This window comes from Nonomuraea rubra (assembly GCF_014207985.1).
GTDB lineage: Bacteria > Actinomycetota > Actinomycetes > Streptosporangiales > Streptosporangiaceae > Nonomuraea > Nonomuraea rubra.
This window is the reverse complement of the sequence record NZ_JACHMI010000001.1, coordinates 8,372,883-8,391,721: the sequence shown is the minus strand read 5'-3', so window position 1 is coordinate 8,391,721 and position 18,839 is coordinate 8,372,883. Positions and strand designations below refer to the sequence as shown.

Genomic DNA, 18,839 nt, shown 5'->3' with positions numbered 1-18,839 from the left:
ATGCAGGTCGTCCTGGGCGTCAGCGGCGGCATCGCCGCGTACAAGGCGTGTGAGCTGCTGCGGTTGTTCACCGAGTCGGGCCACGAGGTGCGGGTCGTGCCGACCCGCGAGGCCCTGAAGTTCGTGGGCGCGCCCACCTGGGCCGCCCTCTCCGGCAACCCCGTGTCGCCGGAGGTGTGGGACGACGTCCACGAGGTGCCGCACGTACGCATCGGCAAGCGGGCCGACCTCGTCGTGGTGGCGCCCGCGACCGCCGACGTGCTGGCCAAGGCCGCGCACGGGCTGGCGGGCGACCTGCTCACCAACACGCTGCTGACGGCGACGTGCCCGGTGGTGTTCGCGCCCGCGATGCACACCGAGATGTGGCAGCACGCCGCCACGCGGGCCAACGTCGCGACGCTGCGCGAGCGGGGCGCCATCGTGATCGACCCGGCGGTGGGCCGGCTCACCGGCGCCGACACGGGGCCTGGCCGGCTGCCCGACCCCGCCGAGATCTTCCAGGTCTGCCTGCGGGTGCTCCGCGGCAGGCCCCGTGACCTGGCAGGCCGCAAGGTGGTCGTCTCCGCCGGCGGCACCCGCGAGGCCATCGACCCGGTGCGCTACATCGGCAACCGTTCCTCCGGGCTGCAGGGCTACGCCCTGGCCCGCACGGCCGCCGCCCGGGGCGCCGAGGTCACGCTCGTGGCCGCCAACGTCACGCTCCCCGACCCCGCCGGCGCGAAGGTGGTGCGGGTCGAGTCCACGGCCGAGCTGCGCGATGCCGTACTGGCCGCCTCCGCCGGCGCCGACGTGGTGGTCATGGCCGCCGCGGTGGCCGACTTCCGTCCCGCGACGCGGCACGACGCCAAGATCAAGAAGACCGACGGCGAGCCCGAGGCCATCCACCTCGTCAAGAACCCCGACATCCTCGCCGAGCTCGGCGAGCGCCGCCGCGTGGAGCCGGGTCCCCCGGTGATCGTGGGCTTCGCGGCCGAGACGCACGACGTGCTGGCCAACGGGCAGGCCAAGCTCGCCCGCAAGGGCTGCGACCTGCTGGTCGTCAACCAGGTGGGGGAGGGCCTGGCCTTCGGCACGCCCGACAACGCGGCCACCGTGCTGGTGGCGGGCGGGGATCCGGTGGAGGTGCCGTTCGGGCCCAAGGAGGATCTCGCCGACGCCGTGTGGGATCTGGTCGCCGTACGGCTCGGGTGAGTCCCGGAAAATCGTACAAAGCGTACAGATTCGGTTACACGATCACCTGTTGCACCATTACTCCTTGCCTACGGATACTTGGGGCAAGGGGGTTGGAATGCCGGTGGGTTCCGCTGTCAGGGAGCGTTGTAGAACATTGCTCGGCGATCAGGGGGAGATCCATTATGTCTTCCCCGCGTTCTCCGAGGGTTCCGCGGGGACGGGCAACTTCCTGATCGTGGTCACCGGCACGGCCATCTCCGTGCTGGCCACGAGAACGCTCAGGACCGACAGGCCCGTGTCGGTGTTCGCGGAGTTCCCGCGGCACACCCGGCTCGGCCCGATCCTTCCGGGGAACGTTCTCGAGCTGGGCTCGATCGTGTTCGAGTTCGATGAGGAGTACGCCGCTGTGGTGTCGGCCGCGGACGCGGAGATCTTCGCCCCGGAGATCCTGCCGGCCGATCCCCTGCCCGAGCTTTGATGGGAGACATATGGTGGACAGTTTCGCGACCTGGCGCCTGGTGGGGCTAGACTTCGGCGAGGCCCAGCCGTGCCCATTGGTCCCGGGCCTTACATCCGTCAGCAGCCGCTGCATGAGGAGCCACTGAGTTGTCACGTCGCCTGTTCACATCCGAGTCGGTCACCGAGGGCCACCCGGACAAGATCGCCGACCAGATCAGTGACGCGATTCTCGACGCCATGCTCAAGGACGACCCCAAGAGCCGGGTCGCCGTCGAGACGATGATCACTACCGGCCAGGTACACGTCGCAGGCGAGGTCACGACCGAGACCTACGTCGACATCCCCGGCGTCATCCGCGAGAAGATCCTGGAGATCGGCTACGACGCCTCCCACAAGGGCTTCGACGGCGCCTCGTGCGGTGTGTCGGTGTCCATCGGCGCGCAGTCGCCCGACATCGCCCAGGGAGTCGACGACGCCTACGAGCACCGCGTCGGCGGCGACGTTGACGAGCTCGACCGCCAGGGCGCCGGTGACCAGGGCCTCATGTTCGGCTACGCCTGCCGCGAGACGCCCGAGCTGATGCCGCTGCCGATCACGCTCGCCCACCGGCTGGCCCAGCGCCTGTCCGCGGTGCGCAAGAGCGGCACGGTCCCCTACCTGCGCCCCGACGGCAAGACCCAGGTCACGATCGAGTACGACGGCGACACGCCGGTCCGCCTCGACACCGTGGTGGTCTCCACGCAGCACGCCGCGGAGATCGACCTCAAGGAGATGCTGGCGCCCGACATCAAGGAGCACGTGGTCGACCCCGTGCTCGCCGACCTGGAGCTCGACACCGAGGGCTACCGCCTGCTGGTGAACCCCACCGGCCGCTTCGAGATCGGCGGCCCGATGGGCGACGCCGGCCTCACCGGCCGCAAGATCATCATCGACACCTACGGCGGCATGGCCCGCCACGGTGGCGGCGCCTTCTCCGGCAAGGACCCGTCCAAGGTCGACCGCTCGGCCGCCTACGCCATGCGCTGGGTCGCCAAGAACGTCGTCGCGGCCGGGCTCGCCGACCGGTGCGAGGTGCAGGTGGCGTACGCGATCGGCAAGGCCCAGCCGGTCGGCCTGTTCGTCGAGTGCTTCGGCACCGAGAAGCTGCCCGTGGAGAAGATCCAGGAGGCCGTGCTGCAGGTGTTCGACCTGCGGCCCGCCGCCATCATCCGCGACCTCGACCTGCTGCGGCCGATCTACTCGGAGACCGCCGCGTACGGGCACTTCGGGCGCGAGGGCTTCTCCTGGGAGTCCACCGACCGCGCGGAGGCCCTGCGGACCGCCGCGGGTCTGTGACGGCACACACTCGTTGACCGGTGCCGCTGCCCGAGAGGGGCGGCACCGGTTTTTCGCGTGCCCGAGGGGCGGCGGTTTGTGGTGCGTCCGGGAGGCGGCACCGCTTTCGTGTGACCGGGAGCGGCGGCATCGGGTTTCGTGTCACCGCGGGGCGCGCCGGGCTGGCGTGGCTCCGGGTCCGGGCGTGGCTTCGGTTCCGGGTGTGCCCGAAGGGTGGTTCCGGCCGCAGGGGCCCGTCTTCGAGCGTGCGCTGTTCCGGGGGTAATCGTCTTCCGGCGTGCGCTCTAACGGGGGCCTGCGCCGTCGCATCGGGGCGTGGCCGGGGCTCACGTCGTGGGCGTGGGCGCGGCCGTGGGTCTGGTAGACCTTTTGCGTGACCCCTTCCTCCGACGACGCGCTCCTGCCGCTCGAAGCCGTGCGGCCCGCGCAGTCGTCGAAGGACACCAAGGGCGCGCCCGTCCCCGCCCCGGAGAACCCCGTGGCCAGGGTCGTCGTGGACAGCCCGCTGCCGCACCTCGACCGGCCCTTCGACTACCTCGTTCCCGGGACCATGCACGAGACGGCCGAGCCGGGCGTGCGGGTGCGGGTGCGGTTCGCGGGCAAGCTCGTGGACGGGTTCCTGCTGGAACGGGTGCCCGAGAGCGAGCACGAGGGCAGGCTCACCCCGCTGGAACGGGTGGTCTCGCCCGAGCGGGTGCTCACCCCGGAGATCGCCGGCCTGGCCAGGGCGGTGGCCGACCGGTACGCGGGCACCCTCACCGACGTACTCCGCCTGGCCGTGCCGCCCCGCCACGCCAAGGCCGAGTCGGAGCCCAGGAAGACCGACCCGCCCGCGGACTCCCAGGACCAGGACACGTCCGAGAGTCCACCGCCGGCCCCGTCCCCGAGCGCGTGGGACGCCTACCCCACCGGATCCTCCTTTCTCGACGCCCTGCGCGACGGCCGCGCGCCCCGGGCCGTGTGGTCGGCGCTGCCGGGAGCGAGGGGGTGGGCCGGGGCCGTGGCCGAGGCGGTGCGGGCCACGCTCGACGGCGGCAGGGGAGCGGTCGTCGTGGTCCCCGACGGGAAGGACGTGGCGCTGGCCGACGCGGAGTTCGGGCGGCTGCTCGGCCCCGGCAGGCACGTGGCGCTCACGGCCGACCTGGGGCCAGCCGAGCGGTACCGGCGGTGGCTGAGGGTGCTGCGGGGCGAGGTGCGGGCCGTGGTCGGCACCAGGGCCGCCATGTTCGCCCCCGTCGCGGAGCTCGGCCTGGTGGCCATCTGGGACGACGGCGACGACCTGCACGCCGAACGCCTGGCCCCGTACCCGCACGCCCGCGAGGTGCTCGGCCTGCGCGCCCACAGGACCGGCGCGGGCCTGCTCATCGGCGGCTACGCCCGCACGGCCGAGGCCACCCAGCTCGTCGCGAGCGGCTGGGCCAGGCCGATCGTGGCGGCGCGCACGACGATCAGGACCCTGGCGCCCCGCGTACGCCCGGCGGGCGAGGACGCCGAGCTGGCCAAGGACCAGGCGGCCCGGCAGGCCCGCCTGCCCAGCATCGCCTGGCGCGCCCTGCGGCTCGGCCTGGAGAGCGGCCCGGTGCTGGTGCAGGTGCCCAGGCGCGGCTACCTGCCCGCGCTGGCCTGCCGGCACTGCCGCGCCCCCGCCCGCTGTGTCCTGCCCCCCACCCGCACCGGCCCTCGCCTTCCTGGGCCGGCGCACCCGCACTCGGAACCGGGCGCGCAAACCGGTGTCCCCCCGGGCGGGCAGGCGCAGATCGCGCTGGCTACCCCGGAGCACGACCTTCCTGCTGCGGACCTGCCGGGTGCGGACCTGCCGGGTGCGGGCCTGCCGGGTGCGGGCCTGCCGGGTGCGGGCCTGCCGGGTGCGGGCCTGCCGGGTGCGGGCCTGCCGGGTGCGGGCCTGCCGGGTGGGCAGGGGCCGCTGTGTCATGGGCCGCTGGCGCTCAGGGGTGGCCACGCGGCCCCGTACTGCCGGTGGTGCGGCCGGGTGGACGCCGATTGGCGGTGCCCGTCCTGCGGCAGCCCGCGCCTGCGGGCCGTCGTCACCGGCGCCAGGCGTACGGCGGAGGAGCTCGGCCGGGCCTTCCCCTCCGTGCCGGTGCGGACCTCGGGACGTGACGGCGTGCTGGCCACCGTGCCCGCCACCCGCGCGCTGGTCGTCGCGACCCCGGGCGCGGAGCCCGTGCCGGAGGGCGGGTACGCGGCGGCCGTGCTGCTGGACGGGTGGGCGCTGCTGGGGCGGGCGGACCTGCGGGCGGCCGAGGAGACGGTGCGCCGGTGGATGAACGCCGCGGCCCTGCTGCGTCCCGCCGCCGAGCTGGTCGTGCTCGGGGACGCGGCGCTGCCGGCCGTACAGGCCCTGCTGAGGTGGGATCCGATCACGCACGCCGAGCGTGAGCTCGGCGACCGCGCGGAGCTGGGCTTCCCGCCGGCGGTGCGGATGGCCACGCTCACCGGCGCGGCCAGTGCGGTCAGGCAGATGCTGGACGAGGTCCGCCTCCCGCCCGACGCCCAGGTGCTCGGGCCCGTCCCGGTGGACGAGTCCGGCCAGGAACGCGCCATGATCCGGGTACGCAGGGCCGGGGGAGCGGCGCTGGCCGCCGCGCTCAAAGGGGCCAGCGGGGTGCGTGCGGCCAGAAAGACGCCAGATGTCGTGAGGGTGAGTGTCGACCCTCTCGACCTGATTTAGACCGTTTCCCCGATTCGCTCATCCGTTGGTCACCCGTTAGCGTGCCCCTGTGTCGATCGAATGGGTGAACCAGGCCATCGACGACCTGCGTGCATGGGGCCGTGCGCGGGAAGTCGAGGTGGACGCGGACGAGGTCCGCCTGCTCTGCGACTACGCCAGCGACTACCTCAACGTCAACGAACTGGGTGATTTCACTCCGGAGACCTTCGACGAGCTCCTGCTGTCCATCTACCCGCGCAAGGTCATCGCTCCACCGGAGAGCGCGCCGGAGACCGTCGCCGCCGCCCGCACCCTCGTCGACTACCTCGCCGAGGCCGCCCAGGTGAGCGGTGACACGGCCGCGCGGATGCGCGAGCGGCTGGACGACATCGCGCCCCGCATGTCCGAGGCGCTCGCCGACACCTCCAACTTCGGCATGGCCAAGAGCCTGTTCAGCTCCATCGGCCCCGAGTCGCTCGAGCAGTCGATCGCCATCCCCTCCGGCGAGCTGCCCGACCTGGGCGAGGCGCCCTGCGACTGCCCGGGCTGCACGCCGCTGCCCGCCGTGCGGCTGGCCGCGCCGGAGGAGCTGCGGGCCGCGCTGGCCGGCGTCCCGATGCTGGCGGAGGAGCCGCTGCAAGGCGGCGGCGACCCGCTGGACGCCTGGGCGCGGCGCGTGGCCCACCTGCTGGAGCAGGACACCGGCGGCGCGGTCACCGGCTCGGCGGCCCTGGACGAGGGGCTGTACGACCTGTTCGACATGATCTACCGGCTCCAGGTGCGGGTGCCCGTCACCGTGATCGGCGAGTACCTCGACGAGCTGGCCGGCGAGGGCGAGGTCGATCTGGCCGCCGTGCTGGGCCGGCTGGAGCGTACCGGCCTGCTCAGGGTCGCCGGCGACTGCGCGGAGCTGACGCCGCTGGGCGTCTGGGGGCTGCGCGAGCACTACCTCTCGCTCGGCGTCGACGCGCCCCAGGCGCCCGACCTGGCCGAGTCCGACGCGCTCGGGCTCATCGAGGGGCTGCTCGACGGCGTGCCCACCGAGATCGCCGAGGACGACATCAGCCGCTGGCTGTCCGGCAGGGACGCCGGCGAGGCCGCCGCGGAGCTGCTGGCCGCCGCCTCCGGCGCGCCCGCGGTGGCCCGCGGCATCGCCATCACCATCGTCGACCGTCTCGGCTCCGAGGCCGAGCCCGCCGTCCGTGGCTACCTGGAGGACCAGGAGCTGCGCCCGCACGCCATCCACTGGCTGGCCGCCAGGAAGCTGCCCGCGCCGCCGCTCACCCAGGACGAGCTGCTCTGGGTCAGCGTCGACATGCTGGCCCTGGCCATGCCCGCGGCCGAGGAGGACCCCGAGATCTTCGCCGAGAACATGGCCGCCTCCGGCCCCCCTGCCCACCTCATCGAGGAGATGTGGCGGGTCGACCACCCCGACGTCGTCGAGGTCCTGGAGCTGCTCGGACGTTCCATCCCCGACGGTACGGTGGCCAAGGCGGCGCGCAAGGCCGCGTTCAAAGCCCGCTCCCGGAGCATCCGTTGAGTACGCTCATGTGACCGGTGTGCAGTAAGTTTCGTGGGTGGCAAACAACGTCTTCGACCTCGCCGAGCTGCGCAAGCTGATCGATGAGCAGGCCGCCGTGCCTCCACGGCCCCCTGAGGAGACTCACGTGGAGCATGAGGCGCTGACGTTCCCGCCGGTGCTGCTGGCGGCCGACGCCGAGCTGGCCCGGGCGGTGCCCGCCGTGCCCCTCGTGGCCGACGCCATCAGGCTCACCGCGTGGACGGGCGAGCGGCAGGTCACCCCCGAGATGCACCTGTCCGAGGCCGACGCCGCTGCCGCCGCCGAGGAGCTCGGCCTGCCCGCCGCCCGCCTGCGCCTGATCTGGATCGTCGCGGTCAACACCGGCCTGCTGCAGATCCTGGGCGGCCGCGCCTCGCGGGGGCCGCTGTCGATGCAGCTCACGGTGGAGGCCACGCTGGAGTTCTGGGACGGCGTGGTCATGGACGTGCTCGATCGCGCCGACGAGGGCCTGACCGGCTCCGCCGTGGTCGACGGTCACCTGGCCGAGATGCTGGCCACGATCTACTCCGTACGGTCGGGGGTGGCCACGGCCAACCTCGCCCGCGGCATCCTCCAGTCCCACGAGGTCGCCTGCGCGCCGGGCCCCGTCGAGATGCGCAAGATCGCCGCCGCGCTGCCCGCGGAGCTGCTGGAGGCGCTGTCGCTGCTGACGTACTGCGGGCTGGTCGAGCAGACCGCCGCCGGCCGCACCGCGCTCACCCCGCTCGGCGTCTGGGCCATCCGCCGCGACCTGCTGCGCGAGGGGCACGACGCGCCGACCGCCGCGGAGGTGGAGGTGTTCGCCGACCTGTCGGCGGCCGAGCTGGTGGAGGCGCTGGTCAAGGGCAGCGCCACGCAGAGCGCGGTGGCCGGCTGGCTGGAGCGCCGCTCGCCGGAGTCGGCCGCCCGCGACCTGATCGAGATCGCCGCCTCCGGCACGGCCGGGCAGCGCGGCGCCGTCGGCGCGATCCTGGAGGAGCTGGGGCCGGAGGCCGAGGCGCCGGTCAGGCAGGCGCTGGAGCATCCGCTGATGCGCCGCTACGCCGCCTCCTGGCTGCACATCCGCGACCTCGAGGCCCCCACCCTCAGCCCCGAGGACCACACCTGGATCGCGGTCGACTCGCTGGCCGCCCTCATGCACCTGTCGGGCCCCGCCGCGGGCCGGATCGACCCGCCCGAGCCCGGCGAGGACCTGATCAAGCTGGTGGGCGAGATGCCCGCGGTCGGCCACCCCGACACGATCGCCGTCCTCGACATGCTGGCCGGCGCGCACGACGACCAGGCCGTGGTCAAGGCGGCGCGCAAGGCCGCGATGAAGGCCCGTTCGCTGGAGCACGCCCGCCACGGCGGCTAGCGCGGGCCACCTGATCGGGCCCGCACCTGCACTAAACTGGGCTGATCCACGCTTGAGAACGGAGTGACCCCCTTGGCGATCCAGTCGATCCGGCTGTTCGGAGATCCGGTGCTGCGCACCCCGGCGGCCCCTGTCGTCGACTTCGACAAGGAGCTGCGCAAGCTGGTCAAGGACCTGACCGACACGATGATGGACGCCCCGGGCGCGGGCCTGGCGGCCCCGCAGATCGGCGTCGGGCTGCGCGTGTTCACGTACTACGTGGACGACCGGCTCGGCCACCTGATCAACCCCGACCTCGACCTCTCCTCCGAGCTCGACGAGGAGGGCGAGGAGGGCTGCCTGTCCTTCCCCGGCCTGTCGTTCCCGACGCCGCGCGCGATCCGCGCCGTCGCCAAGGGCTTCGACATGCACGGCGAGCCGGTCACGCTGGAGGGCACCGACCTCATGGCCCGCTGCTTCCAGCACGAGACCGACCACCTCGACGGCATCCTGTTCATCGACCGCATGGACCCCAAGCAGCGCAAGCTGGCCATGAAGGCCGTCCGCGAGGCGGAGTGGAGCGGCCTGTCCGCCCCCGTGATCAAGGTCTCGCCCCACGCCACCGGCGGAAAGGCACTCTGAGAGCATGCGTCTGGTCTTCGCGGGCACGCCCGAGACGGCACTGCCGTCACTGCGCACCCTGATCGACTCGCCCCGGCACGAGGTGGTGGCGGTCGTCACCCGCCCCGACGCGCAGTCGGGCCGCGGCCGCAAGGTCCACCCCTCGCCGGTGGCCGAGCTCGCGGAGGAGGCGGGCATCGAGGTGCTGCGCCCGCAGAAGGCCGGCGACCCCGCCTTCCTCGACCGGCTCAGGGCGCTGGAGCCCGACTGCTGCCCCGTGGTCGCCTACGGCGCCCTGCTGCCGCAGTCGGCGCTCGACGTGCCCCGGCACGGCTGGATCAACCTGCACTTCTCGATCCTGCCCGCCTGGCGCGGCGCCGCCCCCGTCCAGCACGCGATCCTGCACGGTGACGAGATCACCGGCGCGAGCACGTTCCAGATCGTCAAGGAGCTGGACGCCGGGCCCGTCTACGGCGTGGTGACCGAGGAGATCCGCACGTCCGACACGAGCGGGGCGCTGCTGGAGCGGCTGTCGGTGTCGGGCGCGGGGCTGCTCGCCGCCACCCTCGACGGCGTCGAGGACGGCACCCTGGAGGCCCGCCCGCAGCCCGCCGACGGCATCACGATCGCGCCCAAGATCGCCGTGGGCGACGCGCAGGTCGACTGGGCCAAGCCCGCCATGCACGTCGATCGGCTGATCCGGGCCTGCACGCCCAACCCGGGGGCGTGGAGCGAGTTCAGGGGCCAGCGGGTGAAGCTGGGGCCGGTGCGGGTGGTCGCCGGGGAGCGGCTGGCGCCCGGGCAGGTCGCCGCGACGAAGACGGCCGTGCTGGTCGGGACGGCCAGCGACGCGGTGGAGCTGGGCGAGGTGCAGCCGCAGGGCAAGCGGCTGATGGGGGCCGTGGAGTGGGCCCGCGGGGTTCGCCCCGACGGTGACGAGACGTTCAAGTGATCAGGTTGAGGCGATGAAGACCAGGGGGCAGCAGGGGGCCGGCGGCAGGGGCGGCGACAACCGCCCGGGCAGGCCGCGCAGGCCGTCGCGGGACCCGGCGCGCAACGCGGCCTACGACGTGGTGCGCGCCGTGGACGAGCGCGACGCGTACGCCAACCTGCTGCTGCCGCGGCTGCTGCGCGAGCGGGGCATCAAGGGCCGCGATGCCGCGCTGGCCACCGAGCTGGCCTACGGGACGCTGCGCGGGCTCGGCACGTACGACGCCATCATCGAGATGTGCAGCGACCGCGCGCCCGACCCCGACGTGCGCGACGCGCTGCGGATCGGCGCCCACCAGCTGCTGCGCATGCGCGTCCCGCCGCACGCGGCCGTCGGCACCACCGTCGATCTGGTACGCCTGCGCATCGGCCAGGGCGCGGCCAAGTTCGTCAACGCGGTGCTGCGCAAGATCGGCTCTCGGACGCTGGAGGAGTGGGTGCCCATCGTGGCGCCCGACCCGGCCGACGACCCGGTCGGGCACCTCGCGGTCGCCTACGGGCATCCCCGCTGGATCGTCTCGGCCTTCCGCGACGCGCTCGGCTCGGGCGACGAGCTGGCCGGCCTGCTCGACGCCGACAACGCCCGTCCGCTGGTGACGCTGGTCGCGCGGCCGGGGCGCAGCTCGGTGGAGGAGCTGGAGGACGCGGGTGCCGTTCCTGGGCGTTACTCGCCGTACGCCGCCTACCTGCGGGAAGGCGACCCCGGGCAGATCGAGGCCGTGGCCGAGACGCGCGCGGCCGTCCAGGACGAGGCCAGCCAGCTCGTGGCGCTCGCGCTCACCCGGGTGCCGGTGGAGGGTGACGGTGAGGAGTTGTGGCTCGACATGTGCGCGGGGCCCGGCGGCAAGGCCGGGCTCCTGGACGCCATCGCCACTTACGGTGATCTCGCCGGGCTGAGCGAGGAGGCCCGGCGTCGTGCGGCGGGCGGCGAGAGCGACGGTGCCGGGTCGGGCTCTGCGGGTGCGGTTGCCGGATCGGGCTCTGGAGGCGGTGGCGCTGGGCCGGGCTCTGCGGGCGGTGGCGCTGCCGCCGAGGCGTTTCCCGGCGGGGCGCGGTTGGTGGCCGCCGACGTGCAGCCGCACCGGGCGCGGCTGGTCTGGGAGACGACCAGGGACGCGTCCGTGGTCACCGCCGACGGCACCGAGCCCGCGTGGCGGCCCGGCGTCTTCGACCGGGTCATGCTCGACGCGCCCTGCACCGGGCTCGGCGCGCTGCGGCGGCGGCCCGAGGCGCGCTGGCGGCGCGATCCGGCGGGCATCGCCGAGCTCGGCAAGCTGCAGCGGCGGTTGCTGGAGACGGCGCTCGACGCCGTGCGCCCCGGCGGCGTCGTGGCCTACGTGACGTGCTCGCCGCACCTGGCCGAGACCCGGGTCGTGGTGGGCGACGTCATGGCGCGCAGGAAGGACGTCGAGCAGCTCGACGCCCGCGACCACCTGCCCGGGATCGAAGGGCTCGGCGACGGGCCGCACGCCCAGTTCTGGCCGCACCGGCACGGCACCGACGCGATGTTCCTGGCCCTGCTGCGCAAGATCCGGTGACGCGCCGGCAGTCCGTGTGATCCGATCAGGAACGTGGATTTTCTGGACGACCTTCACCTGGCGGAGCTGGGGCCGATCGCCTGGCTCCAGAGCTGGCCCGACGCTGTCCGGCCCGTGCTGGAGCTGGTGTCGGTGCTCGGCACGGACACGTTCTTCCTGCTCTGCCTGCCGCTGCTCTACTGGTGCGTCGACCCGGCGCTCGCGCTGCGGCTCGGGTTCACCGTCCTGGCGGCCGCCACCACGAACGCGATCGGCAAGCTCGCCGCCCACCAGCCCAGGCCGTACTGGATCGATCCGAGGATCCACGCCTTCTCCGTGGAGGGGGCGTTCGGGCTGCCTTCCGGGCACGCGCAGATCGGCACCGCGGCGCTGGGGCGGCTCGCCGCGGCGGTGGCCAGGCCGTGGGCGTGGTGGACGGCCGGGGTGATCGTCGTGCTGGTGTGCCTCAGCCGGGTGTATCTGGGCGTGCACTTCATCTCGGACGTGGTCGCCGGCGTGCTGCTCGGGCTGCTGGTGCTGGTGCTCGTGCGGCGGCTGGAGCGGCCCGCGACGGCGTGGTGGCGCGGGCAGCGGCTGCGGGTGCAGCTCGCCGCGTCCGCGGTGCTGTCCGGCGCGATGATCGGCGGTGCGATGCTGGCCAACGCGCCGTACGCCGGGTGGACGGTGCCGCCGGGCTGGGGCGCGGCCGGGACGATCGACCCCGAGAGCCTGGACACCGTCGTGTCCTTGGCCGGGGTGCTGCTGGGCACGCTGGCGGGGGCGTCGATCATGTACCGGCTGGGCTGGTTCGACGCGGGCGGGCCGCTCGGCGCGCGGGCCGGGCGGTGGGCGATCGGGACTGTCGTGGCGGTGCTCATCTGGTACGCCGAGCGCGAAGTGCTGCCGGAGGGCCCCGTGGGGACGTACGCGGGGTACGCGGTGCTGGCCCTGTGGGTGCAGGTGGGGGCGCCGGTGCTGTTCATCAGGCTCGGGTTGATGAGCCGGAGCGCGAAGGAGCCTCGGGGCGACCGGGCGGGGGCGGGTCACTAGACTGGGGGGATCATGGCCGTACAGATCTCGCCCAGCATCCTCGCCGCCGACTTCGCCAGGCTCGCCGACGAGGCCGCCGCCGTGCCGAACGCCGACTGGCTGCACGTCGACGTCATGGACTACCACTTCGTGCCCAACCTGACCCTTGGGCTGCCCGTGGTCGAGGCGCTGCGCAAGGCGACCGACACGCCGCTCGACTGCCACCTCATGATCGCCGACCCCGACCGCTGGGCGCCGCAGTACGCCGAGGCGGGCGCGGGCAGCGTGACCATCCACGCGGAGGCGGCCAAGGCGCCCATCCGCACGCTGCGCGAGATCCGCTCGCTCGGCGCCAGGGCGGGGCTCGCGCTCAACCCCGCCACCGCCGTCGAGCCGTACGAGGACCTGCTCGGCGAGGTCGACATGCTGCTGCTGATGACCGTGGAGCCGGGGTTCGGGGGGCAGAAGTTCCTCGACGTGGTGCTGCCGAAGGTCCGGCGGGCCCGCGAGCTGATCGGGCGGCACGGCGGCCGGGTCTGGCTGCAGGTCGACGGCGGCGTGGACGCCGGCACCATCGAGCGGTGCGCCGAGGCGGGGGCCGACGTGTTCGTGGCCGGCAGCGCCGTGTACGGGGCCTCCGATCCGGTGGCAGCGATCGACGCGCTGCGGGCCGCCGCCAATCGCGCCATTTCCTGACATGAACCCTGCATCACCTGGGTAACTCTCCACTTATGAGCGACCATGGGATCTTCGGGCCCCGCTCGGTGACGTGGCGGGTGATGGGCGAGCCGATCCTGCTGGTGGGCGGCATCCGCGCGCTGCTGATGCAGGGGCTGCATCCGAGGGCGATGCGCGGGGTGCTGCAGAACTCGGCGCTGATGGATCCGCAGGAGGCCTGGTCCCGGTTCGTACGGACCTCCGAGTTCGTCCGCGTGCGCACCTACGGCACCCACGCCGAGGTCGAACGGGCCGGCCGCCGCGTGCGGAAGATCCACGCCAAGCTGACCGCGTACGACCCCGACACGGGCGTCACCTTCCGGCTCGACGAGCCCGAGGCGCTGCGCTGGGTGCACGTGGGCGAGGTGGACTCGTACCTGTCGGTCGCCCGCCGCGCCGGGGTCGGGCTGTCGGACGCCGAGGCCGACTCGTTCGTGGCGGAGTGGCGGCGGGCCGCCGAGGTCGTGGGCCTGGCGCCGGAGGACGTGCCCGGCTCGGTGGCGGAGCTGCGCGACTACATCGAGGCCGAGCGTCCGGGGCTGAGGTTCGTGCCCGAGGCCGCCCATCCGTTGCGCCTGTCGCTGAACGCCCCGCTCCCGCGCCTGCTCACGCCGCTCAAGCCGGCGATGCCCGCGCTGACGCTGCTGGCGTTCGCGACGTTGCCGCGCTGGGCGAGGAGACTGTACGGGCTGCCCGCCACGCCGGTCGGCGACCTGTGGGCGACCGCCACGCTGCGTACCCTGCACACCGGGATCGGCCTGGTCCCGGGGCACGTCCGCTACAGCCCGGCGGCGCGGAGGGCGCACCGGCTCATGGCCGCCTGACCGAGCGCTTGCTTGTTTTGCCGGGGGTGGTCGCGTGCTCGGGCATGGACATGGCAAACTGGTAGCAGAAGAGAGCTAGCGTGCTCCGGGGTCGGTGAAATTCCGAACCGGCGGTGACAGTCCGCGACCCGGCCGATGCCATCGGCCGGTTGACCCGGTGAAATTCCGGGACCGACGGTTAAAGTCCGGATGGGAGGAAGCGCGCGAGGTGTCCGGTGTCCCAGCCGGGCGCCTGCCGTGATGCGTGTGCCGCATCCCGGTCAAATCCCCCGGGGCCCGCCGTGGCTTGGAGCTACTGGCGAGTAGGAGACCCGGGGTTGGAGACACCCGCGCAGGACGCCGCCCACATGGCGCGCGCCGTCGAGCTGGCCGCGCACGGGCACGGCACCACCAGCCCCAATCCCGTCGTCGGCTGCGTCGTGCTCGACGCCGCCGGGCGGGTCGCGGGCGAGGGCTTCCACGCGTACGCCGGCGGGCCGCACGCCGAGGTCGTCGCACTGGCGCAGGCGGGGGAGCGGGCCCGCGGCGGCACCGCGTACGTGACGCTGGAGCCCTGCGACCACACCGGCAGGACGGGGCCGTGCAGCCGCGCGCTGCTGGCGGCGGGGGTGGCGCGGGTGGTGATCGCCGTGTCCGACCCCAACCCGAAGGCGGCCGGTGGAGCGGCGCGGCTGCGTGACCACGGGGTGGCCGTCACCACCGGGGTGCTCGCCGGGGCGGCCGAGCGGGTCAACGAGGAGTGGCTGACCTACGCCCGGCTCGGGCGGGCCCACGTGACCTGGAAGTTCGCCGCCACGCTCGACGGGCGGTCGGCGGCCGAGGACGGCACCAGCAAGTGGATCACCTCGCCCGAGGCCAGGGCGGACGTGCACCGGCTCCGGGCCGCCTCCGGCGCGATTATCGCCGGGATCGGCACCGTGCTTGCCGACGACCCCCAGCTCACCGCCCGCCCCGCCGCCGCGGCGCGGGACGTCGCGGAGCGCTCGGCCGTCGCGGCGCGGGAGGCGGCTCTGGGGGCCTCCGATGGCGCGGGGCGCGAAGGTGGCGTGCTGGAGGGCGGCGCGGATGCCGTCGCGCTGGGCGCCGTGGAGCACTCGGCCGCTGGCGCGACGCGCAAGGGCGGCGCGACCCGGGAGGGCGGCGCGACCCGGGAGGGCGCGACATGCGAGGGTGCCGCGGAGTGCGAGGGCGGGTGGCTCGTGGGCGGGGGCGCGAGGTCGCGGCGGGTGCCGTTGCGGGTGGTGGTCGATGCCGAGGCCAGGACGCCTCAGTCCGCCAGGGTGCTGGACGACCAGGCGCCCACCCTCATCGCCATCGCCGACGACACCGGCACCACGCTCAAGGCCGACCTGCTGCGCCTGCCCCGCCGCGACGGCGGGCTCGACCTGGAGGCGCTGCTGCGGGAGCTGGCCAGGCGCGACGTGGTGAGCGTGTTCCTGGAGGGCGGGCCGACGCTGGCCGGTGCGTTCGTGCGGCAGGGGCTGGTCGATCGCGTGGTGGCGTACCTGGCGCCGGCGTTGCTCGGCTCGGGGCGGGCCGCGCTGGGCGCCGCAGGGGTGGGGACGATCGCCGGGCTCCACCGCCTGACTTTTGACGAAATTTCCCCCATCGGGCCGGATGTGCGGCTTATTGCCCGGCCCTTCACCCAACGAGGCAGGGAGTAGTTGATGTTCACCGGAATCATTGAGGAAAAGGGCGAAGTGGTGGCCATCGAGCAGGCCGGCGGCGGCGCCCTGCTGTCGGTACGCGGCCCGGTCGTCACCTCCGACGCCAAGCACGGCGACTCGATCGCCGTCAACGGCGTGTGCCTCACGGTCGTCGAGGTGAAGGACGACGTGTTCACCGTGGACGTGATCAAGGAGTCCCTCGACCGCAGCTCCCTGGGCGGCCTCGCCGAGGGCTCCGCGGTGAACCTGGAGCGCGCCGTACGCGCCGACCAGCGCCTGGGCGGCCACATCGTGCAGGGCCACGTCGACGGCACTGCCGTCCTGCTCTCCCGCGACCCGGGCGAGAGCTGGGACGACCTGCGCTTCTCCCTGCCGGAGCCGATCGCCCCCTACGTCGCGGAGAAGGGTTCGATCGCCATCGACGGAATCAGCCTGACGGTGACGACGGTTGACGACGACAGCTTCGGCGTGAGCCTCATCCCGACCACGCTGAAGCTCACCACGATGGGCGAACGGCAGGCGGGTGACGTGGTCAACATCGAGGTGGACGTGATCGCGAAGTACGTGGAGAGACTGGTGGTCAGGAGATGAACTGGCTCAACGCCGGATTCGACATTTTCGGCACGCATGTGCTCTGGACCGACCTGGTGGGCAACATCGCCGCCCTGGCCACGGTGCTGCTCGCCATGCGCAAGTCCCTGTGGACGTGGCCGGTGCAGTTCGCCGGGGCGGTGCTGCTGTTCGCCGCTTCGATCAACGCGCACGTCACCGGCAACGCGCTCAAGCAGGTGCTGTTCGCGGGGCTGGCGATCTACGGCTGGTGGGCGTGGCGGCGCGGCACCCAGGACGGCAGGCAACTGCCGGTCAGGCCCGCGCACTGGTGGGAGCGGTCGACGCTGATCGCGGTCATGCTGGTGGGCACGGCAGTCGTCGGGTTGCTGTTCTACGTGACGGGCCTGTCGTGGGGCGCGTCGGTGCCGGGGCTCAAGGGCATGGCGCTGGTGGCCGCCGACGCCTACATCTTCGTCGGCAGCGCGATGGCCACCTGGGCGCAGGGCAGGGCGCTCGTGGACTTCTGGATCGTGTGGGTGGCGGTGGACCTGGTCGGGGTGCCGCTGGCGTTCAGCTCGGGGCTGGTGGTCTCCGGAGCGGTGTATGGGGTGTTCTTCGTGCTGGTCCTGGTCGGGTTCGTGAAGTGGTTGCGTGAATACCGGACGGGACCCCTGGGAGTGGCGGCGGTGGCACAGTGAACGACATCAAGCTCGACCCGATCGAGCGGGCGATCGAGGACATCCGCAACGGCAAGCCCGTGGTCGTCGTGGACGACGAGAACCGGGAGAACGAGGGCGACCTCATCTTCGCCGCGGCCAAGGCCACGCCGGAGCTGTGCACGTTCACGATCAGGCACACCAGCGGCATGATCTGCGTGGCCATGGACGGCAAGGAGCTCGACCGGCTCGGGCTGCCGCTCATGGTCTTCCACAACAAGGAGCGCATGCGCACGGCGTACACGATCACCGTGGACGCCCGCGACGGCGTCACCACGGGCATCTCGGCGGCCGACCGGGCCAAGACCATCCGCACGCTCGCCGACTCGGCCACCGAGCCGAACGAGCTGGTCCGCCCGGGTCACGTCTTCCCGCTGCGGTACCGCGAGGGCGGCGTGCTGGCCAGGCGCGGCCACACCGAGGCGGCCGTCGACCTGGCCCGGCTGGCCGGGCTGTCGGCGGCCGGGGCGCTGGCCGAGGTGGTCAACGACGACGGCACCATGGCCCGGCTGCCCGAGCTGCGCCGCTTCGCCGACGAGCACGACCTGGCGCTGGTCTCCATCGAGCAGCTCGTCGACTACCGGCGGCGGGCCGAGAGCATGGTCACCAGGGTCGCCGAGACGCGGCTGCCGAACACGTACGGGATGTGGCGGGCGTTCGGGTACGCCAGCGCGCTCGACGGCGGCGAGCACGTCGCGCTCGTCTACGGCGATCTGGCCGGCGGCGAGAACGTCCTGGTCAGGGCCCATTCGGAGTGCCTGACGGGCGACGTGTTCGGCTCGCTGCGGTGCGACTGCGGGGTGCAGCTCGACAACGCCATGTCGGCCATCGCGCAGGAGGGCCGCGGCGTGATCGTCTACCTGCGCGGGCACGAGGGCCGGGGGATCGGCCTGCTGGCCAAGCTCAAGGCGTACAGCCTCCAGGACAACGGCAGCGACACCGTCGACGCCAACCTGGAGCTGGGGCTGCCGGTGGACGCGCGGGAGTTCTCCAACGCGGGCCAGATCCTGGCCGACCTGGGGGTCAAGTCCATCCGGCTGCTCACCAACAACCCGGCCAAGCTCAAGGGCATGGACGGCTACGGCATCAAGGTGCTCGGCCGCGAGCCGATGCCGGTGGCGATGAACCCGTACAACGAGCGGTACCTGAAGGCCAAGCGCGAGAGGCTGGGCCACGACATCATCGAGGAGAGCGCATGAGCGGGGAAGGACGGCCGGGCGTCGCGGTACCGGACGCGTCGGGGCTGACGGTGGGGGTGGTCGCGGCCAGCTGGCACGCCAAGATCACCGACCAGCTCGTCTCGCGGGCCGTGCAGGCGTGCGACGACAGCGGCGCCAGCGCGACCGTGGTACGGGTGCCGGGCTCGCTGGAGATCCCGGTGGTCGCCCAGGCGCTGGCCCGGCGCTGCGACGCGGTGGTGGCGCTGGGCGCGGTCATCCGCGGCGAGACGGCCCACTTCGACTACGTGTGCGACTCGGTGACATCCGGTCTGACGAGGATCTCGCTGGACGAGGAGACGCCCGTCGGCAACGGCGTGCTCACCTGCGAGAACCTGGACCAGGCGCTCGACCGGTCCGGCCTGCCGGGCAGCAAGGAGGACAAGGGGTACGAGTCGGCCATCGCCGCGCTCGAGACCGCCCTCCTGCTGAGGAACCTCCACTGACCTACGGTAGG

Annotated in this window: 17 protein-coding genes and 1 riboswitch; all 17 genes read left to right on the top strand. The window is 73.2% G+C overall.

Annotation, left to right across the window (positions count from 1 at the left end):
* The 17 genes from coaBC to ribH all read left to right on the top strand — a co-directional run bounded on the left by coaBC (nucleotide 1) and on the right by ribH (nucleotide 18,828).
* Nucleotides 1-1,191 carry a bifunctional phosphopantothenoylcysteine decarboxylase/phosphopantothenate--cysteine ligase CoaBC gene (gene coaBC / locus HD593_RS38085; protein WP_185106750.1) on the top strand — a complete coding sequence of 397 codons (1,191 nt, stop codon included), beginning with the start codon at nucleotides 1-3 and terminating at the stop codon, nucleotides 1,189-1,191.
* 136 nt (nucleotides 1,192-1,327) lie between these two features.
* The gene (locus tag HD593_RS38080) at nucleotides 1,328-1,651 is read left to right on the top strand and encodes a hypothetical protein (protein WP_246546925.1); all 324 of its coding nucleotides are present in this window, start codon (nucleotides 1,328-1,330) and stop codon (nucleotides 1,649-1,651) included.
* 128 nt (nucleotides 1,652-1,779) lie between these two features.
* A complete protein-coding gene (gene metK, locus HD593_RS38075) occupies nucleotides 1,780-2,967 on the top strand; it encodes a methionine adenosyltransferase (protein ID WP_185106748.1) in 1,188 nt (395 codons plus the stop codon).
* 373 nt (nucleotides 2,968-3,340) lie between these two features.
* Nucleotides 3,341-5,659, top strand: a complete 2,319-nt coding sequence (locus HD593_RS38070) for a primosomal protein N' (RefSeq protein ID WP_185106747.1) — start codon at nucleotides 3,341-3,343, stop codon at nucleotides 5,657-5,659.
* Nucleotides 5,660-5,708: 49 nt separating this feature from the next.
* Complete coding sequence (locus HD593_RS38065; protein WP_185106746.1) at nucleotides 5,709-7,178, top strand: hypothetical protein; 1,470 nt, start codon at nucleotides 5,709-5,711, stop codon at nucleotides 7,176-7,178.
* A gap of 37 nt (nucleotides 7,179-7,215) precedes the next feature.
* A complete protein-coding gene (locus tag HD593_RS38060) occupies nucleotides 7,216-8,553 on the top strand; it encodes a hypothetical protein (protein ID WP_185106745.1) in 1,338 nt (445 codons plus the stop codon).
* Between the two features lie 72 nt (nucleotides 8,554-8,625).
* Nucleotides 8,626-9,174, top strand: a complete 549-nt coding sequence (gene def, locus HD593_RS38055) for a peptide deformylase (RefSeq protein ID WP_185106744.1) — start codon at nucleotides 8,626-8,628, stop codon at nucleotides 9,172-9,174.
* A 4-nt stretch (nucleotides 9,175-9,178) separates the two neighbouring features.
* Nucleotides 9,179-10,105, top strand: coding sequence for a methionyl-tRNA formyltransferase (gene fmt / locus HD593_RS38050; RefSeq protein WP_185106743.1), 927 nt, complete (start codon nucleotides 9,179-9,181; stop codon nucleotides 10,103-10,105).
* Nucleotides 10,106-10,118: 13 nt separating this feature from the next.
* Nucleotides 10,119-11,681 carry an RsmB/NOP family class I SAM-dependent RNA methyltransferase gene (locus tag HD593_RS38045; protein WP_185106742.1) on the top strand — a complete coding sequence of 521 codons (1,563 nt, stop codon included), beginning with the start codon at nucleotides 10,119-10,121 and terminating at the stop codon, nucleotides 11,679-11,681.
* A gap of 33 nt (nucleotides 11,682-11,714) precedes the next feature.
* The gene (locus HD593_RS63745; RefSeq protein WP_185106741.1) at nucleotides 11,715-12,710 is read left to right on the top strand and encodes a phosphatase PAP2 family protein; all 996 of its coding nucleotides are present in this window, start codon (nucleotides 11,715-11,717) and stop codon (nucleotides 12,708-12,710) included.
* Nucleotides 12,711-12,722: 12 nt separating this feature from the next.
* Nucleotides 12,723-13,385, top strand: a complete 663-nt coding sequence (gene rpe / locus HD593_RS38035; protein WP_185106740.1) for a ribulose-phosphate 3-epimerase — start codon at nucleotides 12,723-12,725, stop codon at nucleotides 13,383-13,385.
* A gap of 35 nt (nucleotides 13,386-13,420) precedes the next feature.
* Nucleotides 13,421-14,230, top strand: a complete 810-nt coding sequence (locus tag HD593_RS38030) for an oxygenase MpaB family protein (protein ID WP_185106739.1) — start codon at nucleotides 13,421-13,423, stop codon at nucleotides 14,228-14,230.
* A 76-nt stretch (nucleotides 14,231-14,306) separates the two neighbouring features.
* Nucleotides 14,307-14,437: riboswitch (FMN riboswitch) on the top strand.
* A 110-nt stretch (nucleotides 14,438-14,547) separates the two neighbouring features.
* On the top strand, nucleotides 14,548-15,894 hold the full coding sequence (gene ribD / locus HD593_RS62285; protein ID WP_246546923.1) for a bifunctional diaminohydroxyphosphoribosylaminopyrimidine deaminase/5-amino-6-(5-phosphoribosylamino)uracil reductase RibD: 1,347 nt from the start codon (nucleotides 14,548-14,550) through the stop codon (nucleotides 15,892-15,894).
* A gap of 3 nt (nucleotides 15,895-15,897) precedes the next feature.
* Nucleotides 15,898-16,488 (top strand): riboflavin synthase, encoded by a 591-nt coding sequence (locus HD593_RS38020; RefSeq protein ID WP_185106738.1) that lies wholly within the window; start codon nucleotides 15,898-15,900, stop codon nucleotides 16,486-16,488.
* Nucleotides 16,485-17,147, top strand: coding sequence for a nicotinamide mononucleotide transporter family protein (locus tag HD593_RS38015; RefSeq protein WP_185106737.1), 663 nt, complete (start codon nucleotides 16,485-16,487; stop codon nucleotides 17,145-17,147). The genes HD593_RS38020 and HD593_RS38015 overlap by 4 nt, the downstream gene beginning before the upstream one ends.
* Nucleotides 17,144-18,364, top strand: coding sequence for a bifunctional 3,4-dihydroxy-2-butanone-4-phosphate synthase/GTP cyclohydrolase II (locus tag HD593_RS38010; protein ID WP_185106736.1), 1,221 nt, complete (start codon nucleotides 17,144-17,146; stop codon nucleotides 18,362-18,364). The genes HD593_RS38015 and HD593_RS38010 overlap by 4 nt, the downstream gene beginning before the upstream one ends.
* Nucleotides 18,361-18,828 (top strand): 6,7-dimethyl-8-ribityllumazine synthase, encoded by a 468-nt coding sequence (gene ribH / locus HD593_RS38005; protein WP_185106735.1) that lies wholly within the window; start codon nucleotides 18,361-18,363, stop codon nucleotides 18,826-18,828. The genes HD593_RS38010 and ribH overlap by 4 nt, the downstream gene beginning before the upstream one ends.
* Nucleotides 18,829-18,839 lie beyond the last annotated feature (11 nt).

Bases quoted from the DNA above. Each gene is read 5' to 3' on its own strand.
- coaBC (WP_185106750.1), top strand. From the start codon at position 1: ATGCAGGTCGTCCTGGGCGTCAGCGGCGGCATCGCCGCGTACAAGGCG.
- fmt (WP_185106743.1), top strand. From the start codon at position 9,179: ATGCGTCTGGTCTTCGCGGGCACGCCCGAGACGGCACTGCCGTCACTG.
- HD593_RS38045 (WP_185106742.1), top strand. From the start codon at position 10,119: ATGAAGACCAGGGGGCAGCAGGGGGCCGGCGGCAGGGGCGGCGACAAC.
- rpe (WP_185106740.1), top strand. From the start codon at position 12,723: ATGGCCGTACAGATCTCGCCCAGCATCCTCGCCGCCGACTTCGCCAGG.
- HD593_RS38030 (WP_185106739.1), top strand. From the start codon at position 13,421: ATGAGCGACCATGGGATCTTCGGGCCCCGCTCGGTGACGTGGCGGGTG.
- HD593_RS38020 (WP_185106738.1), top strand. From the start codon at position 15,898: ATGTTCACCGGAATCATTGAGGAAAAGGGCGAAGTGGTGGCCATCGAG.
- HD593_RS38015 (WP_185106737.1), top strand. From the start codon at position 16,485: ATGAACTGGCTCAACGCCGGATTCGACATTTTCGGCACGCATGTGCTC.
- ribH (WP_185106735.1), top strand. From the start codon at position 18,361: ATGAGCGGGGAAGGACGGCCGGGCGTCGCGGTACCGGACGCGTCGGGG.